Below are 15,462 nucleotides of genomic sequence, written 5' to 3' on the forward strand. Positions count from 1 at the left end.
TTGCCTGGCGTACCGCGTTTGTTTTGACTGGGGTTGCTTCGCAGCCCAACGCGGGGCAAGCCCGCTCGCCACAATCCGTGTCAGGCAGTTGATGTTTCTTTATGATGTGGCCTTTCGCTTAACGTCCCAGGAAATACCGATGCCCGCCCTCACCTTCCGTAACGCCCTTCCCGCCGATGCCGCGCGCTGCTTTGAAATCGAAATCAGCGCTTACGAAGGCGATGAGGCCGCGACCCTGGAGAAAATCGCTACGCGCATTGCGCAGTACCCCGAAGGCTTTTTGATTCTGGAGGCGGATGGCGAGGTGGTGGGGTTTATCAACTCTGGCTGCGCCCATCAGGTGGTGATGTCGAACGAGGCGTTCAAGGAGTTGGTGGGGCATTCGGCCGAGGCGCCGAATGTGGTGATCATGTCGGTGGTGGTTGACCCGGCGCAGCAGGGCAAGGGCTATTCCAAGCGGTTGATGACCGAGTTTGTGCAGCGCATGCAGGCCACGGGCAAGCAGACGATTCACTTGATGTGCAAGGAGCAGCATGTGCCGTTGTACACGCGCATGGGTTACAGCTATGTGCAGCCTTCGCCTTCTGACCATGGCGGGATGGCGTGGCATGAGATGGTGATGGCGCTCTGACCAAGGGAGTTTGCGGTGATGACTGCTTTGCGTATTGAAATCAGCGATCAACCCAACCCCGACGCCGAGCGCCTGCTCGGCAACGGTCTCGCCGCGTTCAATGAAGCGATCACCGGAGCCAACGACCGCCAGCCACTGACGGTGCTGGTCAGAGATCCGGACACCCGGCAGATCCTCGGCGGCATCACCGGCAAAACCTCTTTGGGCATGGCCTTCCTCGACCTGTTCCACTTGCCCGACTCCCTGCGCGGCTCGGGCTTGGGCAGCCAATTGCTGCGAGCCTTCGAAGACGAAGCCCGGCGCCGGGGTTGCTTGAGTGCGGTGCTGTACACCCTGAGTTTTCAGGCACCGGCGTTTTACCAGAAGCAAGGGTGGGTGCGGTTTGGCGAGGTACCGTGCATGCCTGCGGGCAGCAGCCGGGTGTTTTTGTCTAAGGCGCTTTGATGGTTTGCCAACCGAGGCCGGCAAAGTGTTGCGTAAATTCGAGTAGCTCGCGGTCGATGGCTTCGGCATGCCCATGCACCCCGCTATCCGCCAGGCTGTACGCATCATCAAAATACCCGCACGCCTGCAGGGTGCCGGGTAAGTCGTAGCCTGACCGGACCCATAGGCGATAGATGCCCTCGGCCAGGCGTCGCCCGAAGGCGGGGTCGCGGAGAAGTCGGCTGTGCGCAACCGACAGCACATAAGGCAGCATTTCGTCTTCGGTCATGGCCGGCGCGGCGACTTGCAGGAGCTGGCCCATGACCGCCTCGCGACTCGACCTGGTCATGAGCGCAAGTTCTATCAGCGCATACGGAGGGTGCTGCAGTGTCGCCAATGTCGCATCCGCCCATTGAATCACCGCGGCCACATCGATAACGCCGATGTCCAGGGCGCCCCTGAGGTAGGCGACGGTAACACCCAAGGCGGCTTCAGCCTCGCTCATCATTCACCCGCCTGCGCTCAGGGCTTTACCAAACAACCGGTTCTCGTGGGTTTCCCCCTGGAACGTATAGGTCGGCGAGCCCAGCAGTTCGTAGCCGCGCCGCGGGTAAAAACCCAGTGCCCGTTCATTGCCGACCCACACCGTGGCCCACAGCAGTGAAGCCCCGGCCAGCGCCGCGTGTTGCTCGGCCGCTTGCAGCAGTTGATAGCCGATACCCCGGCCGGTGAAGCGCTCCTGGATGTACAGGCGTTGTAGCTCGGCAACGTTGGAGGATGGAAGCATCGCGTGCTCGGCGCGCAGTTTGACTTGAGCAAAACCGACGAGGTGGCCGTTGGTTTCTGCCACCACCAGGGCGCAGCCGGGTTCGGTCATCAGCCGCGAGATGGTAGCCGGCGCAAAGGCTTGCAGCGCTTCGGTGGCGATGGCGCTGCGAATGCCTTCGGTCGCGTAGGTGTCGAGAAATACCTGCATGCCCAGCACGCCGATGCATAAGGCATCCTGGGGGCTGGCAGCGCGAATCTGGATGGGCGAAGACGATGTCATATGCGGCTCTAGGACTGAAAACGGCGTGAGCAGGGTTTTAGCATAAATGGACCTCGGCCGGCGTATTCCATACGCCAATGGGACTTCCAGGCTGACGGCCCTGGCGGTCTGTGTAATGATCGCCCTTCGTTCCTCAAGGGATGGAGCCACCGCCATGTCGCTGAACACCTCCGCTGACCCCGCGCAAGCGCCGCGCTTCTGGCGTGATGAGCGTTTGCCGTTCATCGAAGCGCGGACCATCGCCGACGGGCGCAAGGTCACTTATACCCGTCACGCCCACGAGCATTTTTCCATCGGTGCGATTACCACCGGGCGCAGTTATTACCACTACGGCGCGCAGACGTTTGAAATCAGCGCCGGCACGGTGGTGTTGATGAACCCCGGCGATGTGCATGCGTGCAATCCGATCTACGACCAGCCTTGGTCGTATCACATGATTTACCTCGACACGCCTTGGCTGACCGACCTGCAATACCAGCTGGGTTTCAGTACCGATCAGGGTTATCGGCCGTTCAACACGCCCCACACCCGCGATCCGGTGCTGTTCAACGGTCTGATCGAGCTGTACGCAATGCTGTTGGATGAGCACGCCGAACTGCTGCAAAAACAGAGCGCGCTGGTAAGTTTTTTTACCGAGGTGCAACAGCGTTTGAACCCTCCGTTAACGCCGGTGCGGGAGATCAACCACAAGCTGGAGCGCGCCGCCGAGTACATCCGCGCGCACTGCACCGAGGCGTTGAAGCTCGAAGAGATTTGCCTGGCGGCCGAGCTGTCGCCGTCGTATCTGATCCGTGCGTTCAAACAGTATTACGGGCTGACGCCGCATGCCTTTCTGGTCAACCGGCGTATCCAGTTTGCCCGGACGCAATTGCGCAACGGCGAGTTGATCGCTGACGTGGCGCTGGCGGCAGGGTTTGCCGACCAGGCGCATTTTCAGCGCGCGTTCAAACAGCATTTCGCTGCTACGCCGGGGCAGTACCGCGACTTGCTCAAGCCATCAGCAAATAACCCACACTGGCCACCAGCAACGCGGCCATTGAGCGGTTGAACAGGCGTACGCCTTGCGGGTTGCTCAGGTAGCGTCGCAAGAACGTCCCGGCGTATGCCCAGCACGCCACCGACAGGTAGCAGATCACCAGGTAGAGCGCCGCGAACAGCCACACTTGGCCCGCGTCGCCGTCCGCCACAAACAACCCCATCCCTGCCACGCAGGCCAGCCAGGCTTTGGGGTTGAGCCATTGCATGATCGCGCCGTAAAGCATCGACGGCGCGGTGGCGGTGCCGTCGGCGTCGAGCCGGCCATCGTCCACCGCCAACTTCCAGGCCATGTACAGCAAAAACGCGACACCGCCCCACTGGATCAACTGGGTCAGGATCGGCCAGCGCACCAGCACTTCATGCAGGCCCAGGCCGATCAGCACCAGCAGCAGCGTGAAGCCGACGGCGGCGCCGAACACGTGTTTCTGGCTGGCGGCAAAGCCGAAGCGCGCGCCGGAGCTGAGCGCGACCACATTGACGGGGCCCGGTGTAATGGACGTGGCCAGGGCGAAGGCGGCCATGGAGAGGATCAAGCTCATTGCGGTTCCTTTTTGTTATGCCAAGCGGAGATGGCACCACGGTAAACGACCCACTGAACGCGGTATTGAACAAAATGCCCCTGAGCCTTGGATGCATTGATCCATTACCCGCGCTGAAGGGCCCGGCGTTGTGCAATGCCGCACTGTTGGGCTTCCTCGACAGCAAATAGACCCTGTACCCTGTCGACGCGCGCGGAATGCGCGCCCACAATGACCCGCCACCAGGACGCTAATGCCCAACCCCATTCCCCGCCGGCGCGATGCCGCCGTCACCCGCGAAGCCATTGTGTTGTCTGCGCGCAAAGCGTTTGCCCTATCCGGCTACGATGGCACCGGGCTGGGCGACATCGCCGCCGGCGCGCGGGTCACCATGATGCTCGTCAACCGCTACTTCGCCTCCAAGGAGCAGCTGTTCGCGGAAGTGATCGCTCAGGCGTTGGCCAGCCCGTACCCCCTGACGCAAGGCAACCTGAGCTCGGCAAATTTCGGTCGTACCCTGGCGACTGCGCTGGTCAGCATCACCGAAGCCGGCAGCACGCCGCTGGAAGGTTTCCTGATCATGCTGCAGTCGGCATCGAACAAACGCGCCGCCATGATTGGCCGCGAGCACCTGGAAAATGGCCACCAGGCCGCCCTGGCCGCCGCGCTCAAGGGCGCGCATCACCAGGAGCGTGCAGCGTTGATGTTGGCGCTGGTGTCAGGCGTTCAGGTGATGCGCCAGATGCTCGAGCTGTCGCCACTGGCCAAGGCCGACCCGCAGGTGTTGATCGACTTGCTGACGCCCCTATTCCAGCAACTGGTGGATGGCCAACCCGCCTAGCTCACCTGCGCGACGATGTCGTCAACGCCCAGCGTACCGACATGCTCAGGCTCGGTACGCCTCGCCCCCTTGGGCCAACGTGGCGAGCACCGGCATCAGCGCGCGGCCTTTGTCGGTCAGTTGATATTCACTGCGCGCGCAGCTGTCCACCCACAGCGCGGCCGACCTCACCCGTTGATCAACGAGAAGTGCGCGCCGACGCCGGCGCGTACGCCCTCGCCCACCGCCAGCGCCACGGAGCCGCCCGCCAGGGCGACATCACCACAGGCGAAGACGCCGGCCACCGAGGTCTGGCGCATGTCGTTGGTGTGCACATAAGCCCCGGTCGGGCCGTCGACCAACTCGCAGGCCAGGTGCTCGGCTAACGGGCTGATTCGAGTACGCGACTGGGTGAATAGGCCGTCCAGCGCAATGACCCGCCCGTCCGCCAGTTCCACATCGGCGCGTTCGCCGCTGATGCGCGCAACCTGTGCGCGCTCCACCATCACGCCACGTCGATCCAGCTGCGCCTGTTGCTCGGCATCCGGGGTGAATACGCCATTGGTGAACAAGGTGGTGGCGCCCCAATCCGGCAACATCAGCGCGTGATGCATCGCCAATGCCGAGGTGGCCAATACGCCGATGCGGCCTTGATCGAGTTCATAACCGTGGCAGTAAGGGCAATGAAACACGCGTGTGCCCCAGCGTTCCTGCAGGCCTTCGAGGGTGGGTAGCTCGTCGACCACGCCGGTGGCGAGGATCAGGCGTTTGGCCTTTAACTCGCCATTGCACTGGGTGCGCACACTGAAACCGCCCTGCTGCGCGACGGCCGTCAATACGCTGTCCTGCACCCAGGTGACCGTCGGGTACTCCATCAGTTGGCTGCGGCCCTCGGCTGCGATGACATCGGGTGACTGGCCGTCCTGACCGAGAAAACCGTGGGAGGTGGCGGCAAACCGATTGCGCCGCTGACCGGCATCGATCATCAACACCTTGCGCCGCGCCCGCGCTAATTGCAGGCCCGCGGACAGGCCGGCATAGCTGCCGCCCACAATAATGACGTCGTGCACCATGAACGTGACCTCGTGTGTTGAGCACAGGGTTATCCGTGCGCTTTCACGACACACCATAAGTTACGTAAAAATACCGCGTCAAGCGTCTCGCAACTTTTCAGGTTACGAACGATACTTTGCGCCGACTCGACTGGGGATTATTTGATGAGAAACGACACCCGCCTCTCGCGCATGCTGCATGTGCTGATCCATATGGGCCGCCATGAAGAGCGCGCCACCTCGGAAACCATCGCGCAGATGCTCGGCACCAACCCGGTGGTGGTGCGACGCACCTTGGGGTTGCTCAAGGAAAAGGGCTATGTGCGCTCGGAAAAAGGCCATCAGGGCGGTTGGACGCTGGGCAAACCCTTGAGCGACATCACCTTGCTGGATATTCACAACGCGCTGGGCACGCCGTCGATATTCGCCATTGGCCTGTCCACCGACCACCCGCAGTGCCTGGTGGAACAGGCCGTAAACGCGGCCCTGACGGACGCGTTCGACCAGGCGCAGGCGCTATTGATGGCGCGCTTGGGTGATGTAACGCTGGCGCAGTTGGCGGATGATTTTGACCAGCGCTACCGCGTCGCGATGGCGCCCTGAGCGCTTACAAGCCGCGATTGCGCAACCACTGCAAAAAGCCTTTTTTAACCGGCACCACCGGCGCTTCCTGGGTCATGGCCTGCGCTGCGTGCACGCGAAAATCCAGCAGCGCCTTCATCGCTTCGCTGATGTCATGCCGCGCGTCCAGGCAGGGTTTGAGGTATTCCTTCTCGATGCGGTACAGGGTGCAGAAGGTCTTGGCGGAAAAGTCCGCCAGCGTCGCCTGGTCGGACAGAACCCCCGCCTCGCCAATCACTTCGCCCGGCCCCATGCGCCCGGCTTCGAATTTGTGACCGCCCTTGATCAGCATCACCGAGACCACACCGGACTCGACGATAAACAAATGATCGCTGACCTCCCCCGCCGGCAGGATCATCTCGCCAGCGCGATAGGTGTGCAGCGTCATGTTCTGGCTGAAGGTGTCCTTCTCCTCCTGGCGCAGCGTGGAGAAAATCGACGAGCGCTCCAGCAACGCGCGTGCGCCGGACAACGCCGGCGGCGCGCCGCTTTCGGTGGCGGACAGCAACCCTACACCCGCCGCCTGCAGGTGCCTGAAAGCCAAATCGTAAAGCTGGTTGCGCACTTCGCGCTTGAGGGTCATGGCCGGTACAAAGCCGCTGATTTCGTACTCGACGCCGCCACTGGCGGAGGTCTTGAACGCCACGCTCGGCGCGGGGTTGGCCAGCAGCGGCCGGCACCCTTGCATCGCGCGCTCGAGCGCCTCGATCACGATTTGCGGGCGCGCATGCGGGCTGACTTGCAGGCTGACGGCCAGGCCAAACATGTCGGCGGGGCGTGAGAAGTTGATGATCTTGGCCTTGGCCGCCAGGGAATTGGGGATCACCGCCATGCTGCCCTGGGAGGTCTGCAGGCGTGTGGCACGCCAGTCGATATCGGTGACGCGGCCTTCGGTGCCGTCGATGGAGATCCAGTCATCCAGCTGATACGGCTTGGTGGTGTTGAGTACGATCCCGGAAAACACGTCGCTCAAGGTGCTTTGCAACGCCAGGCCGACGATGATCGCCACCGCGCCGGAGGTGGCGAGTACGCCCTTGACCGGCAGGTCGAGCACGTAGGCCATGGCGGCGATGATCGCAATCAGGAAAATCACCGCGCCCATCAAATCCTGCAGCAAGCGCCCGCCATGGCCGACCCGTTGCATCATCACCGCACCGAGCAATACCGTCAGGGTCCGTGCGGCGAACAGCCACCAGCCGATCTGCAAGGCAGTAGCCGCCAGGTGCAAGGCGGTGTTGTCGGTATAGGGTGCGAGCTGCATGGGGTTCATGCCGTCGTTGAACAGCACGGCGCTGTACACGGCAAAGATTGCCAACCGCGCCGCCAGCTTCCAGTTGGCGAGGTTGACGGAAATCAGCCGCCACACGGCAATGTCGATAAAGATCAGCGCCACGGCGCACAACATCGGGTGATCAGCGATAAATGAGGGCATCCAGGCGACTCCAGGGCGAATGCTCAGAAGATCGCATGAATCGGGAAGGCAGCAAACAAAATGTATTGGGAAGGGCTTGCTGTGGCGAGCGGGCTTGCCACAGCAAGCCCGCTCCCACAGGGTTTGCGGTGGGCAGTCAGGCGTGCATTTGCCCGAAACGACCGGACTGGTAGTCGGCAAATGCCTGGTGGATTTCCTGCTCGGTGTTCATCACAAACGGGCCATGGCCGACGATGGGTTCATCAATCGGTTCACCGCTGAGCAGCAACACCTTGGCATCGTCATTGGACTCCAGGGTGAGTTGATCACCGTCGCGTTCGAACAACGCCAGTTGCCCCTGGCGTGCCACTTCCTCGCCATTGACCAGCACGGTGTCACGCAGGATCACCAGCGCAGTATTGCGCCCGGCGTGCAGGTCCAGCGTGACCGCTTTGCCGGCGTTGAGCCGCAAGTCCCACACGTCTATCGGCGTGAACGTACGCGCCGGCCCTTGAGTACCGGAAAATTCACCGGCGATCAGGCGCAATTGCCCGGCGTCGTTGGCCAACGGCAGCACCGGAATGTCGCCGTCGACGATGGTCTGGTAACCGGCGTCGGCCATTTTGTCCTTGGCCGGCAAGTTGACCCACAGCTGCACCATTTCCAGCGCCCCGCCGCTGCGGGCAAAGGCTTCGGAATGGAATTCTTCATGAATGATGCCTCGCGCGGCGGTCATCCACTGCACATCGCCGGGACCGATCGTGCCGCCGGCGCCGGTGGAATCACGGTGCTCGACTTCGCCGTCGTACACGATGGTCACGGTTTCAAAGCCGCGATGCGGGTGTTGGCCTACACCGCGACGTTGTTCGGTGGGGCTGAAATCGGCGGGGCCGGCGTGGTCCAGCAACAGGAATGGGCTGATGTGCTTGCCCATCGCGTCGTAGGAAAACAGCGTGCGCACCGGAAAGCCGTCACCGACCCAATGGGCGCGGGGGCTGGTGTAGATGCCGATGATTTTTTTCATGGTGTACCTCCAAAGTGCCTACACCATAAGTCCGTCGGCTTCTGAACACTAGCCGGCAAAAGCAGCCCTGATCGTCCTACGTATAGGACAGTCCCTTGACCGGACGTTGGCGCAGCAGGTGGAACGCGACAAACGCCAACACCGCAAAGCTGGCCTCAATGACGATCATCGGCGTGGCACTGCCATCGCGCAAATGGCTCAGCAACAGGCCGCTGCAGGTCGCGCCAAACATCTGCGCAAACCCCATCAGCCCAGCGGCCAAGCCCGCACGGTGCGCGTTGGGCATTACCGCGCCCGTGACCGCGCCGGGGAGCACCAGGCCACCGCCCAGGGTCACCAGTGCCACCGGAAGGTCCAGACCCAGCACCGACAGGCCGAACAGCTCGTAAATCAGCACCGCCGATAGGCCGCCGATGGCCACCAGTGTCACGCCCATCGCCACAATCCGCTGCGGCCCCAGGCGCATGATGTTGCGCCGGGTGTAGGTGGAACCGACGATCAGCATCGACACAATCACGCCAAAATTGATGCCGTACTCAAGGCTGCTGAAACCCAGCAGGTTGATAAACACTGCCGACGAACCCGCAATCACCGAGAACATCGCACCATAGGTGCACGCCAATGCCACGGCGTACGCCCGGTATTGACGGCCCTTTAGCAGATCCAGGTATTGCCCGCCGAGGGTACGCCAATGGCCGGCCGTGGGATCGAGGCAGTGGTTGCTCTCGCGAAAGAACAGCACAGCCAACACCAGCACCACACTGCCGATGATCAGGGCCAAAACAATTGGCGCGTGCCAGCCCAGCAGCTTGATCAGCAGCCCGCCGATCATCGGCGCGACGACAATGGCGTAGAGCATGCCGATCATGGTCAGCGCCAGGGCCGGCCCGGCTTCGGCTTGCCACACATCACGCACCACGGTGCGCGCCAACACCAATGCGGCGCAGGCGCCGAGGCCTTGCAACACGCGGGCGGCAATGAATTGGCCGATGTCGTTGACCAGCAGCATCGCCAAGGTCGCCAGCACATACAGCGCCAGGCCGCCGATCAACACCGGACGACGGCCGATCCGGTCCGACAACGGCCCGAACAGCAACTGCCCGAGGCCGAATGCAGCTACAAACGCCGACAACGCCATCAGCGCCGAACCGGCTGGCGCCGCCAGCGCCTGCTCGATGGCGCCAAGGCCAGGGATGATCAATTGAGTCGACACTTCACCCAGTGCCGTTAGGGCCACCAGTAAAAACAACAAGCTTCGCGAGGGGGCCGGGGTGTTTGCCATGGGGAGTATCCGGGGGCTGGATTAATTTATATTTCGACCATAATATGCGTAAAAAATTATGTCCATAATTTTTTATTCACTGGTTACCCCCGGAGCCCGTCATGACCCCTCTTCCCCTGCGTCTTCTCACGCCCTTGGCCCTGTTGATCCTCCTCGGTGGCTGCAACAGCAAGGCCGACACCGCCGCCGAAGTACCGCCGCCCCGCCCCGTGCTCGCAGCCAAAGTCGAAGCCGCCGGCACCCAGCAAAGCGCCTACACCGGCGTGGTGGCTGCGCGCACAGAAAGCGACCTGGGCTTCAGGGTCAGTGGCAAGGTCATAGACCGCAAGGTCGACCCCGGCCAGCACGTCTCCCGTGGCGATACCTTGCTGGTGCTGGACATCGGCGACTTCGAGCTGGCCCTGCGCTCGGCCAAGAACCGCGTGAACGCGGCCCAGGCGCAAGTGCGCCAGCGCCGCGATGATGAAAACCGCTACCAGCGCCTGGCCAGCACCGGCGCCGTGTCGCGGCAGATTTTCGACCAGTCGGCGACCAACCTGCGCGTCGCCGAAGCTGAGCTGGCTTCGGCGCAATCGGACGCCAGCCAGATCGAAAATCGCCGCACCTACTCGGTGCTCAAGGCTGACGGCGACGGCATCATCACCGACGTGCGCGTGGACCGCGGCCAAGTCGTCGCCGAAGGGCAAATCGTCGCGCGCCTGGCCCATGACGGCGCTCGCGAAGCCATCGTCAACCTGCCGGAAAACCAACGCGACCACGCCTCACAAAAAGCCTTGGCGTTCCCCTTCGGCGCGCCGGACCAGGCCGTGACTGCCACCCTGCGCGAGCTGTCCGCCAGCGCCGACCCGACCACCCGCACCTACCGCGCGCGCTACGTGTTGCACGGCGCCGTTGACCGTTTCGCCCTTGGCTCGACAATCACCGTCCGCCTGCAAGGCGATGGCCAGGCCCAGCAAACCCGCGTGCCCATCGGCGCGTTGCAGGACGCCGGGCAAGGCACCGGCGTGTGGTTGATTGGTGCTGATGACACAGTCAGCTTCGCCCCCGTCAAAGTCGCCAGTCTCGGCCAGGAAGACGCCCTGCTCGACAGCGGCCTCACACCCGGCCAGACCATCGTCGCCCTGGGCGCGCACTTGCTGCACAGCGGTGACGCGGTGCGCCTGCTGCCCGCCCAGGTGCTGGCCCTCAATCGCAAACAGGACCACTGAGCATGCGCGGCATCAACCTCTCCGAACTGGCGGTGAAACACCGCGCAGTCACGCTGTTTCTGATCATCGCGATCCTCGCCGCCGGCATCTTCTCGTTCGGTCAACTGGGGCGCGCCGAAGATCCTTCATTTACCGTCAAGGTCATGACCATCACCGCCGCCTGGCCCGGCGCAACCGCACAGGAAATGCAGGAGCAAGTCGCCGACCGCCTGGAAAAGCGTCTGCAGGAACTGGACTACTACGACCGCGTCGAGACCATCGCCCAACCGGGTTTTGTGTCGATGCGCATGACCTACAAAGAGTCCACGCGCCCCAGTGAAATCCAGGACCTGTTCTACCAGACCCGCAAAAAACTCAGCGATGAAGCGGCGAAACTGCCCAAAGGCGTAATCGGGCCGTTCTTCAACGATGAATATTCCGACGTGTATTTCGCCCTTTACGCACTGGAAGCCGAGCACTTGCCACATCGCCAGCAAGTGCAAATGGCTGAAGAACTGCGCCAGGGCTTGCTCAACCTGCCGGGCGTGAAAAAGGTCAACATCCTCGGCGAGCAGGCCCAGCGGATCTTTGTCGAGTTTTCCTACGAGCGCCTGGCTACCCTGGGCATCAAGCCCGATCAGATCTTCGCCGCCCTCGCCGCGCAGAACGCCGTAGCGCCATCGGGCTTCGTCGAAACCGCCGGCGCCCGCGCCTATATCCGTATCGACGGCGCCTTCGACAGCCTCGCGCTGATCGAAAACGTGCCGCTGGAAGTCAACGGTCGCGTGCTGCGCATTGCCGATGTGGCCACCGTCAGTCGTGGCTATGAAGACCCGCCCAGCTACCGGATTCGCCATCAGGGCGACCCGGCGCTGATGCTCGGCGTGATCATGGAAAAGCACTGGAACGGCCTGGAGCTGGACAAAAGCCTCAAGGCCCAGGAAGCCAACATTCAGGCCGATCTGCCGCTGGGCGTGAACTTCGCCAAGGTCTCCGACCAGGCAAAAAACATCAGCCTGGCCGTGAATGAATTCATGCTCAAATTCTTCGTCGCCCTGGCCGTGGTGATGGTCATCAGCCTGCTGGCGCTGGGCTTTCGCGTGGGCCTGGTGGTGGCCGCCGCAGTGCCGCTGACCTTGTCCGTGGTGTTTGTGATCATGCTGCTGACCGGGCGTGAATTCGACCGTATTACCCTGGGCGCGCTGATTATTTCCCTGGGTTTGCTGGTGGACGACGCGATTATCGCCATCGAGATGATGGTGGTGAAACTGGAGGAAGGCTTCGACCGGATTCACGCCGCCACCTTTGCCTGGAGCTCCACCGCTGCGCCGATGCTGACCGGCACGCTGGTGACGATCATCGGCTTTCTGCCGGTGGGTTTTGCACGCTCGGGCGCCGGGGAATATGCCGGCAATATCTTCTGGATCGTCGGCTTTGCGCTGATTTCATCCTGGCTGGTGGCGGTGGTGTTCACACCGTACCTGGGCGTGAAATTGCTGCCGCAGATCAAACCGGTGCCGGGCGGCCACGACGCCATTTACGCCGGCCGTTACTACCAGAAACTGCGTGGTGTGGTCCAAGCCTGTGTGCGCAGGCGCTGGTGGGTGACTGGCTTGGTGGTGGCGGCCTTTGTGCTGTGCGGCTTAGGGATGGGCGTGGTGAAGAAGCAGTTCTTCCCCAATTCCGACCGTTCCGAACTGATCCTTGAGGTGTACATGCCGCCCGGCAGCGCGTTCAAAAGCACCGAGGCGGTGGCGGCGCAGCTGGAGAAAGCCCTGCTGCAAGAGCCACAGACCCGCCTGGTCGACACCTATGTGGGCGGCGGTGCGCCGCGCTTTTTCCTGTCGCTGAACCCCGAGTTGCCCGACCCGGCGTTTGCCAAGCTGATTGTGCAAACCCCGGACTCGCATGCCCGTGATGCGCTGAAACTGCGCATGCGTGAGCGCATAGCCGCCGGTGAGTTTCCGGCTGCGCGCGTGCGTGTCACGCAATTGCTGTTCGGCCCGCCCGTGCCGTTTCCCGTGGTGTTTCGTGTGTCCGGGCCAAATGTGGATGTGCTGCGCGGCGTGTCCGAAGATGTGCGTCGCATTGTCGCCGCCAACACGCTGACCAAGGACGCCTTTCTCGATTGGGGCGAGCGCACCAGCGGCTATCGCCTGGTGCTGGATCAGGACCGCCTGCGCCTGCTGGGTTTCACGCCTAACGAGGTCAAATCGCAGCTCAATGCCTTGCTCAGCGGCAACCCAATTACTGAAGTGCGCGAAGGCAATCGCACCGTCTCCGTGGTCGCTCGCGCTCAGGGCAACCAGCGCGAAGACCTCGGCAATCTCAACAATATGACCCTGACCAACAGCGCCGGCACCTCGGTGCCACTGGCCCAGGTCGGGCATTTTCAGGCGGTCATGGAAGAACCGATCCTCAAGCGCCGCAACCGCGCAAGCACCGTGGAAGTGCGCGCCGACATCATCGACGGCGTACAACCGCCCGACGTGGAAATGGCCGTGTACAAAGACCTGCAACCGCTGATCGCAAAGCTGCCGGCCGGTTACCAGATCGACATCGGCGGCCCGGTGGAAGAAAGCGCCAAGGCCAACGTCGCGCTGGCGGCACTGTTCCCGATCATGATCCTGCTGACCCTCACAGTGATCATGTTCCAGGTGCGCTCGTTCGGCGTAATGTTCATGGTCTTCGCCACCGCGCCCCTGGGCCTGATCGGCGCGGTGCCGACCTTATTGCTGTTCAACCAGCCGTTCGGGTTTAACGCGATTCTGGGCTTGATCGGGATTGGCGGCATCCTGATGCGCAACACGCTGATCTTCACCGACCAGATCCGCCAGAACCAGGAGCACGGCATGGCGATTCACGAAGCGATTATCGAAGCCACCGTGCGCCGCGCAAGACCGGTGATTTTGACGGCACTGGCGGCGGCCCTGGCATTTATCCCGCTGACGCTGTCGGTGTTCTGGTCGTCCCTGGCTTATGTGCTGATTGGCGGGGTACTGGTGGGTACGGTGTTGACGCTGTTGTTCCTGCCGGCGCTGTGCAGTCTGGTGCTTGGGCGAGAGAGGACAAGGACTACCGAAACCTCCCACGCAACACCCGGATAAGCTCTACAGATACCACCTGAAAACCTCGGCAAAGTCCTTCGCCTGATCACACAGTGCGAGGGATTGCAGATGGTTTTTTCCGTTAAAGCCACCGTTATTGGGGCTGTCTTTTGATCGCCGCCACCCGCCAACACATTGGCCTTCTGGTACTGGCCGTGATGGATTCCGAGACGCGAGACGTCGAATCCGTTCTCAGCGATTTCAAACGCTGCCTCAATACCTACGAGCTCTGGGCCGAAAGCTACGTCAGCTTTTCGGCACTGGATGTCGATCAGGTATTCAAAGTCGGGGATGAGGTGGCACTCGTCGCGCCGATCAACCGCTCCATCCTGCCCAGCTCGGCCGTTGCGGCCTGCAAGCAAGACGGCCCCCTGACTCTGGTGCACATGTTCCATGGATTCCCGATTTGTACCCCTCGGCAACACGCCAGTGGTGTTGCAAACCATCGACTCCCATGAATGCCCTACTCGAACGACTTAAACACTATAAGAGAGAAGCAGCCTCTGAAAAACCAATACAAGACCATTAAAGACCTGCCCCTAACATTACATATACTTCGACAGCCTCGCAGCACACATACTTTCTACAGCGATAATCTGACTGGATCGCATGCATTTCTTTTGAGGGTGACATTTATTTTTCAAATCTATCATTTGCTCCAAACCCATAAAAATCAAACTATAATAATAGGACCCCGCAGATTGATTCGATCAAGAACAATAAAGACTCACTCCATAGAAAATTTGATCACCGATTATCTAGCGCGAGTGAAAAGCGCAACAGCTCTACTTGAGAACTCATTCGGAGTCAAAAATATCCTGGGTCTATGGCGCTCTAAAAAAATCCCCCAGCGAGGGCCAGTCACCGCCGGCGTAACCTACGAACTACATGGGATTGGTTGCTGTGTTTACTTATCCGAAATATGTATCGACTTTGATTATGGCCCTGACGGAAGAGTCGACGGCTTCGACGCATGGCGACTGTACATGTACGCGTGCGAGTTGCCACATAAATACAAAAAATACACCAACAAAGAATTCTTGGAACGCGAATTCACTGAGTACCTAAAAGAGGGAAAAGCCAAAAAAATCGAAGGGTCCACATCTAATTTATACTTTATACAGCCTTGAAAAGCGTTGAAAGACTACCTCTAAATAGACTATTCGATCTTTACCTGTGGCGAGCGAGCTTGCTCGCGTTGTGTTGCGCAGCGCAGCAGCAGCAGCAGCCCCAACAAGGGCGACGCGGTTCTACAGCCAAGTCCGCGTCGCCAGTTTCGGGCCTGCTGCGCAGTCCAGCG

At 61.4% G+C, this 15,462-nt stretch carries 16 protein-coding genes; 8 read left to right on the forward strand and 8 right to left on the reverse strand.

All coding sequences use genetic code 11. The features are described 5' to 3' along the window. Positions 1 to 139: 139 nt before the first annotated feature. Positions 140 to 631, forward strand: coding sequence for a GNAT family N-acetyltransferase (locus L8K08_RS13805; protein ID WP_242197795.1), 492 nt, complete (start codon positions 140 to 142; stop codon positions 629 to 631). Positions 632 to 649: 18 nt separating this feature from the next. Beyond that, positions 650 to 1,075 carry a GNAT family N-acetyltransferase gene (locus L8K08_RS13810; protein ID WP_242197798.1) on the forward strand — a complete coding sequence of 142 codons (426 nt, stop codon included), beginning with the start codon at positions 650 to 652 and terminating at the stop codon, positions 1,073 to 1,075. Here the strand turns inward: L8K08_RS13810 and L8K08_RS13815 are convergent. Both L8K08_RS13815 and L8K08_RS13820 read right to left on the reverse strand, forming a co-directional pair. After that, positions 1,062 to 1,559, reverse strand: a complete 498-nt coding sequence (locus tag L8K08_RS13815; RefSeq protein WP_242197801.1) for a hypothetical protein — start codon at positions 1,557 to 1,559, stop codon at positions 1,062 to 1,064. The genes L8K08_RS13810 and L8K08_RS13815 overlap by 14 nt on opposite strands. A 3-nt stretch (positions 1,560 to 1,562) precedes the next feature. After that, positions 1,563 to 2,102 (reverse strand): GNAT family N-acetyltransferase, encoded by a 540-nt coding sequence (locus L8K08_RS13820; RefSeq protein ID WP_178119754.1) that lies wholly within the window; start codon positions 2,100 to 2,102, stop codon positions 1,563 to 1,565. Positions 2,103 to 2,256: 154 nt separating this feature from the next. Between L8K08_RS13820 and L8K08_RS13825 the strand changes: the two genes are divergently transcribed. Continuing rightward, on the forward strand, positions 2,257 to 3,150 hold the full coding sequence (locus tag L8K08_RS13825) for an AraC family transcriptional regulator (RefSeq protein WP_242197804.1): 894 nt from the start codon (positions 2,257 to 2,259) through the stop codon (positions 3,148 to 3,150). On the opposite strand, the gene L8K08_RS13830 is transcribed toward L8K08_RS13825, so the two are convergent. Beyond that, positions 3,092 to 3,679: a LysE family translocator gene (locus tag L8K08_RS13830; protein ID WP_145165802.1), complete on the reverse strand. Its 588-nt coding sequence runs from the start codon at positions 3,677 to 3,679 to the stop codon at positions 3,092 to 3,094. The genes L8K08_RS13825 and L8K08_RS13830 overlap by 59 nt on opposite strands. 232 nt (positions 3,680 to 3,911) lie before the next feature. Here L8K08_RS13830 and L8K08_RS13835 point away from each other — a divergent pair, with 232 nt between their 5' ends. After that, the gene (locus L8K08_RS13835) at positions 3,912 to 4,499 is read left to right on the forward strand and encodes a TetR/AcrR family transcriptional regulator (RefSeq protein ID WP_242197807.1); all 588 of its coding nucleotides are present in this window, start codon (positions 3,912 to 3,914) and stop codon (positions 4,497 to 4,499) included. A 45-nt stretch (positions 4,500 to 4,544) separates the two neighbouring features. Here the strand turns inward: L8K08_RS13835 and L8K08_RS30350 are convergent, their stop codons facing one another. Next, complete coding sequence (locus tag L8K08_RS30350) at positions 4,545 to 4,670, reverse strand: winged helix-turn-helix transcriptional regulator (RefSeq protein ID WP_242197810.1); 126 nt, start codon at positions 4,668 to 4,670, stop codon at positions 4,545 to 4,547. After that, positions 4,667 to 5,551 (reverse strand): NAD(P)/FAD-dependent oxidoreductase, encoded by an 885-nt coding sequence (locus L8K08_RS13845; protein ID WP_242197813.1) that lies wholly within the window; start codon positions 5,549 to 5,551, stop codon positions 4,667 to 4,669. The genes L8K08_RS30350 and L8K08_RS13845 overlap by 4 nt, the downstream gene beginning before the upstream one ends. 144 nt (positions 5,552 to 5,695) lie before the next feature. Between L8K08_RS13845 and L8K08_RS13850 the strand changes: the two genes are divergently transcribed. Then, positions 5,696 to 6,133 (forward strand): Rrf2 family transcriptional regulator, encoded by a 438-nt coding sequence (locus L8K08_RS13850; RefSeq protein ID WP_119735419.1) that lies wholly within the window; start codon positions 5,696 to 5,698, stop codon positions 6,131 to 6,133. 4 nt (positions 6,134 to 6,137) lie between these two features. On the opposite strand, the gene L8K08_RS13855 is transcribed toward L8K08_RS13850, so the two are convergent. From L8K08_RS13855 to L8K08_RS13865, 3 genes are all read right to left on the reverse strand, one after another. Then, complete coding sequence (locus L8K08_RS13855; RefSeq protein ID WP_242197815.1) at positions 6,138 to 7,583, reverse strand: mechanosensitive ion channel family protein; 1,446 nt, start codon at positions 7,581 to 7,583, stop codon at positions 6,138 to 6,140. A 136-nt stretch (positions 7,584 to 7,719) separates the two neighbouring features. Beyond that, positions 7,720 to 8,586 carry a pirin family protein gene (locus tag L8K08_RS13860; RefSeq protein ID WP_242197819.1) on the reverse strand — a complete coding sequence of 289 codons (867 nt, stop codon included), beginning with the start codon at positions 8,584 to 8,586 and terminating at the stop codon, positions 7,720 to 7,722. Between the two features lie 76 nt (positions 8,587 to 8,662). Then, positions 8,663 to 9,868 (reverse strand): multidrug effflux MFS transporter, encoded by a 1,206-nt coding sequence (locus L8K08_RS13865; protein WP_242197822.1) that lies wholly within the window; start codon positions 9,866 to 9,868, stop codon positions 8,663 to 8,665. Between the two features lie 101 nt (positions 9,869 to 9,969). On the opposite strand from L8K08_RS13865, the gene L8K08_RS13870 reads away from it, so the two are divergent. The 3 genes from L8K08_RS13870 (at position 9,970) to L8K08_RS13880 (ending at position 14,620) form a co-directional block, all read left to right on the forward strand. Then, positions 9,970 to 11,076, forward strand: coding sequence for an efflux RND transporter periplasmic adaptor subunit (locus L8K08_RS13870; RefSeq protein WP_242197825.1), 1,107 nt, complete (start codon positions 9,970 to 9,972; stop codon positions 11,074 to 11,076). A 2-nt stretch (positions 11,077 to 11,078) separates the two neighbouring features. Then, entirely contained in the window at positions 11,079 to 14,162 is a 3,084-nt protein-coding gene (locus L8K08_RS13875; RefSeq protein ID WP_242197828.1) for an efflux RND transporter permease subunit, read from the forward strand. Between the two features lie 110 nt (positions 14,163 to 14,272). Further along, positions 14,273 to 14,620, forward strand: a complete 348-nt coding sequence (locus tag L8K08_RS13880; protein ID WP_242197831.1) for a hypothetical protein — start codon at positions 14,273 to 14,275, stop codon at positions 14,618 to 14,620. The last annotated feature ends 842 nt before the right edge of the window (positions 14,621 to 15,462 follow it).

The organism is Pseudomonas sp. TREG-RG-20F-10-E-6-01 (assembly GCF_022662455.1).
GTDB lineage: Bacteria > Pseudomonadota > Gammaproteobacteria > Pseudomonadales > Pseudomonadaceae > Aquipseudomonas.

Bases quoted from the DNA above. Each gene is read 5' to 3' on its own strand.
- L8K08_RS13805 (WP_242197795.1), top strand. From the start codon at position 140: ATGCCCGCCCTCACCTTCCGTAACGCCCTTCCCGCCGATGCCGCGCGC.
- L8K08_RS13810 (WP_242197798.1), top strand. From the start codon at position 650: ATGACTGCTTTGCGTATTGAAATCAGCGATCAACCCAACCCCGACGCC.
- L8K08_RS13815 (WP_242197801.1), bottom strand. From the start codon at position 1,559: ATGAGCGAGGCTGAAGCCGCCTTGGGTGTTACCGTCGCCTACCTCAGG.
- L8K08_RS13820 (WP_178119754.1), bottom strand. From the start codon at position 2,102: ATGACATCGTCTTCGCCCATCCAGATTCGCGCTGCCAGCCCCCAGGAT.
- L8K08_RS13825 (WP_242197804.1), top strand. From the start codon at position 2,257: ATGTCGCTGAACACCTCCGCTGACCCCGCGCAAGCGCCGCGCTTCTGG.
- L8K08_RS13830 (WP_145165802.1), bottom strand. From the start codon at position 3,679: ATGAGCTTGATCCTCTCCATGGCCGCCTTCGCCCTGGCCACGTCCATT.
- L8K08_RS13835 (WP_242197807.1), top strand. From the start codon at position 3,912: ATGCCCAACCCCATTCCCCGCCGGCGCGATGCCGCCGTCACCCGCGAA.
- L8K08_RS13845 (WP_242197813.1), bottom strand. From the start codon at position 5,551: ATGGTGCACGACGTCATTATTGTGGGCGGCAGCTATGCCGGCCTGTCC.
- L8K08_RS13850 (WP_119735419.1), top strand. From the start codon at position 5,696: ATGAGAAACGACACCCGCCTCTCGCGCATGCTGCATGTGCTGATCCAT.
- L8K08_RS13855 (WP_242197815.1), bottom strand. From the start codon at position 7,583: ATGCCCTCATTTATCGCTGATCACCCGATGTTGTGCGCCGTGGCGCTG.
- L8K08_RS13860 (WP_242197819.1), bottom strand. From the start codon at position 8,586: ATGAAAAAAATCATCGGCATCTACACCAGCCCCCGCGCCCATTGGGTC.
- L8K08_RS13865 (WP_242197822.1), bottom strand. From the start codon at position 9,868: ATGGCAAACACCCCGGCCCCCTCGCGAAGCTTGTTGTTTTTACTGGTG.
- L8K08_RS13870 (WP_242197825.1), top strand. From the start codon at position 9,970: ATGACCCCTCTTCCCCTGCGTCTTCTCACGCCCTTGGCCCTGTTGATC.
- L8K08_RS13875 (WP_242197828.1), top strand. From the start codon at position 11,079: ATGCGCGGCATCAACCTCTCCGAACTGGCGGTGAAACACCGCGCAGTC.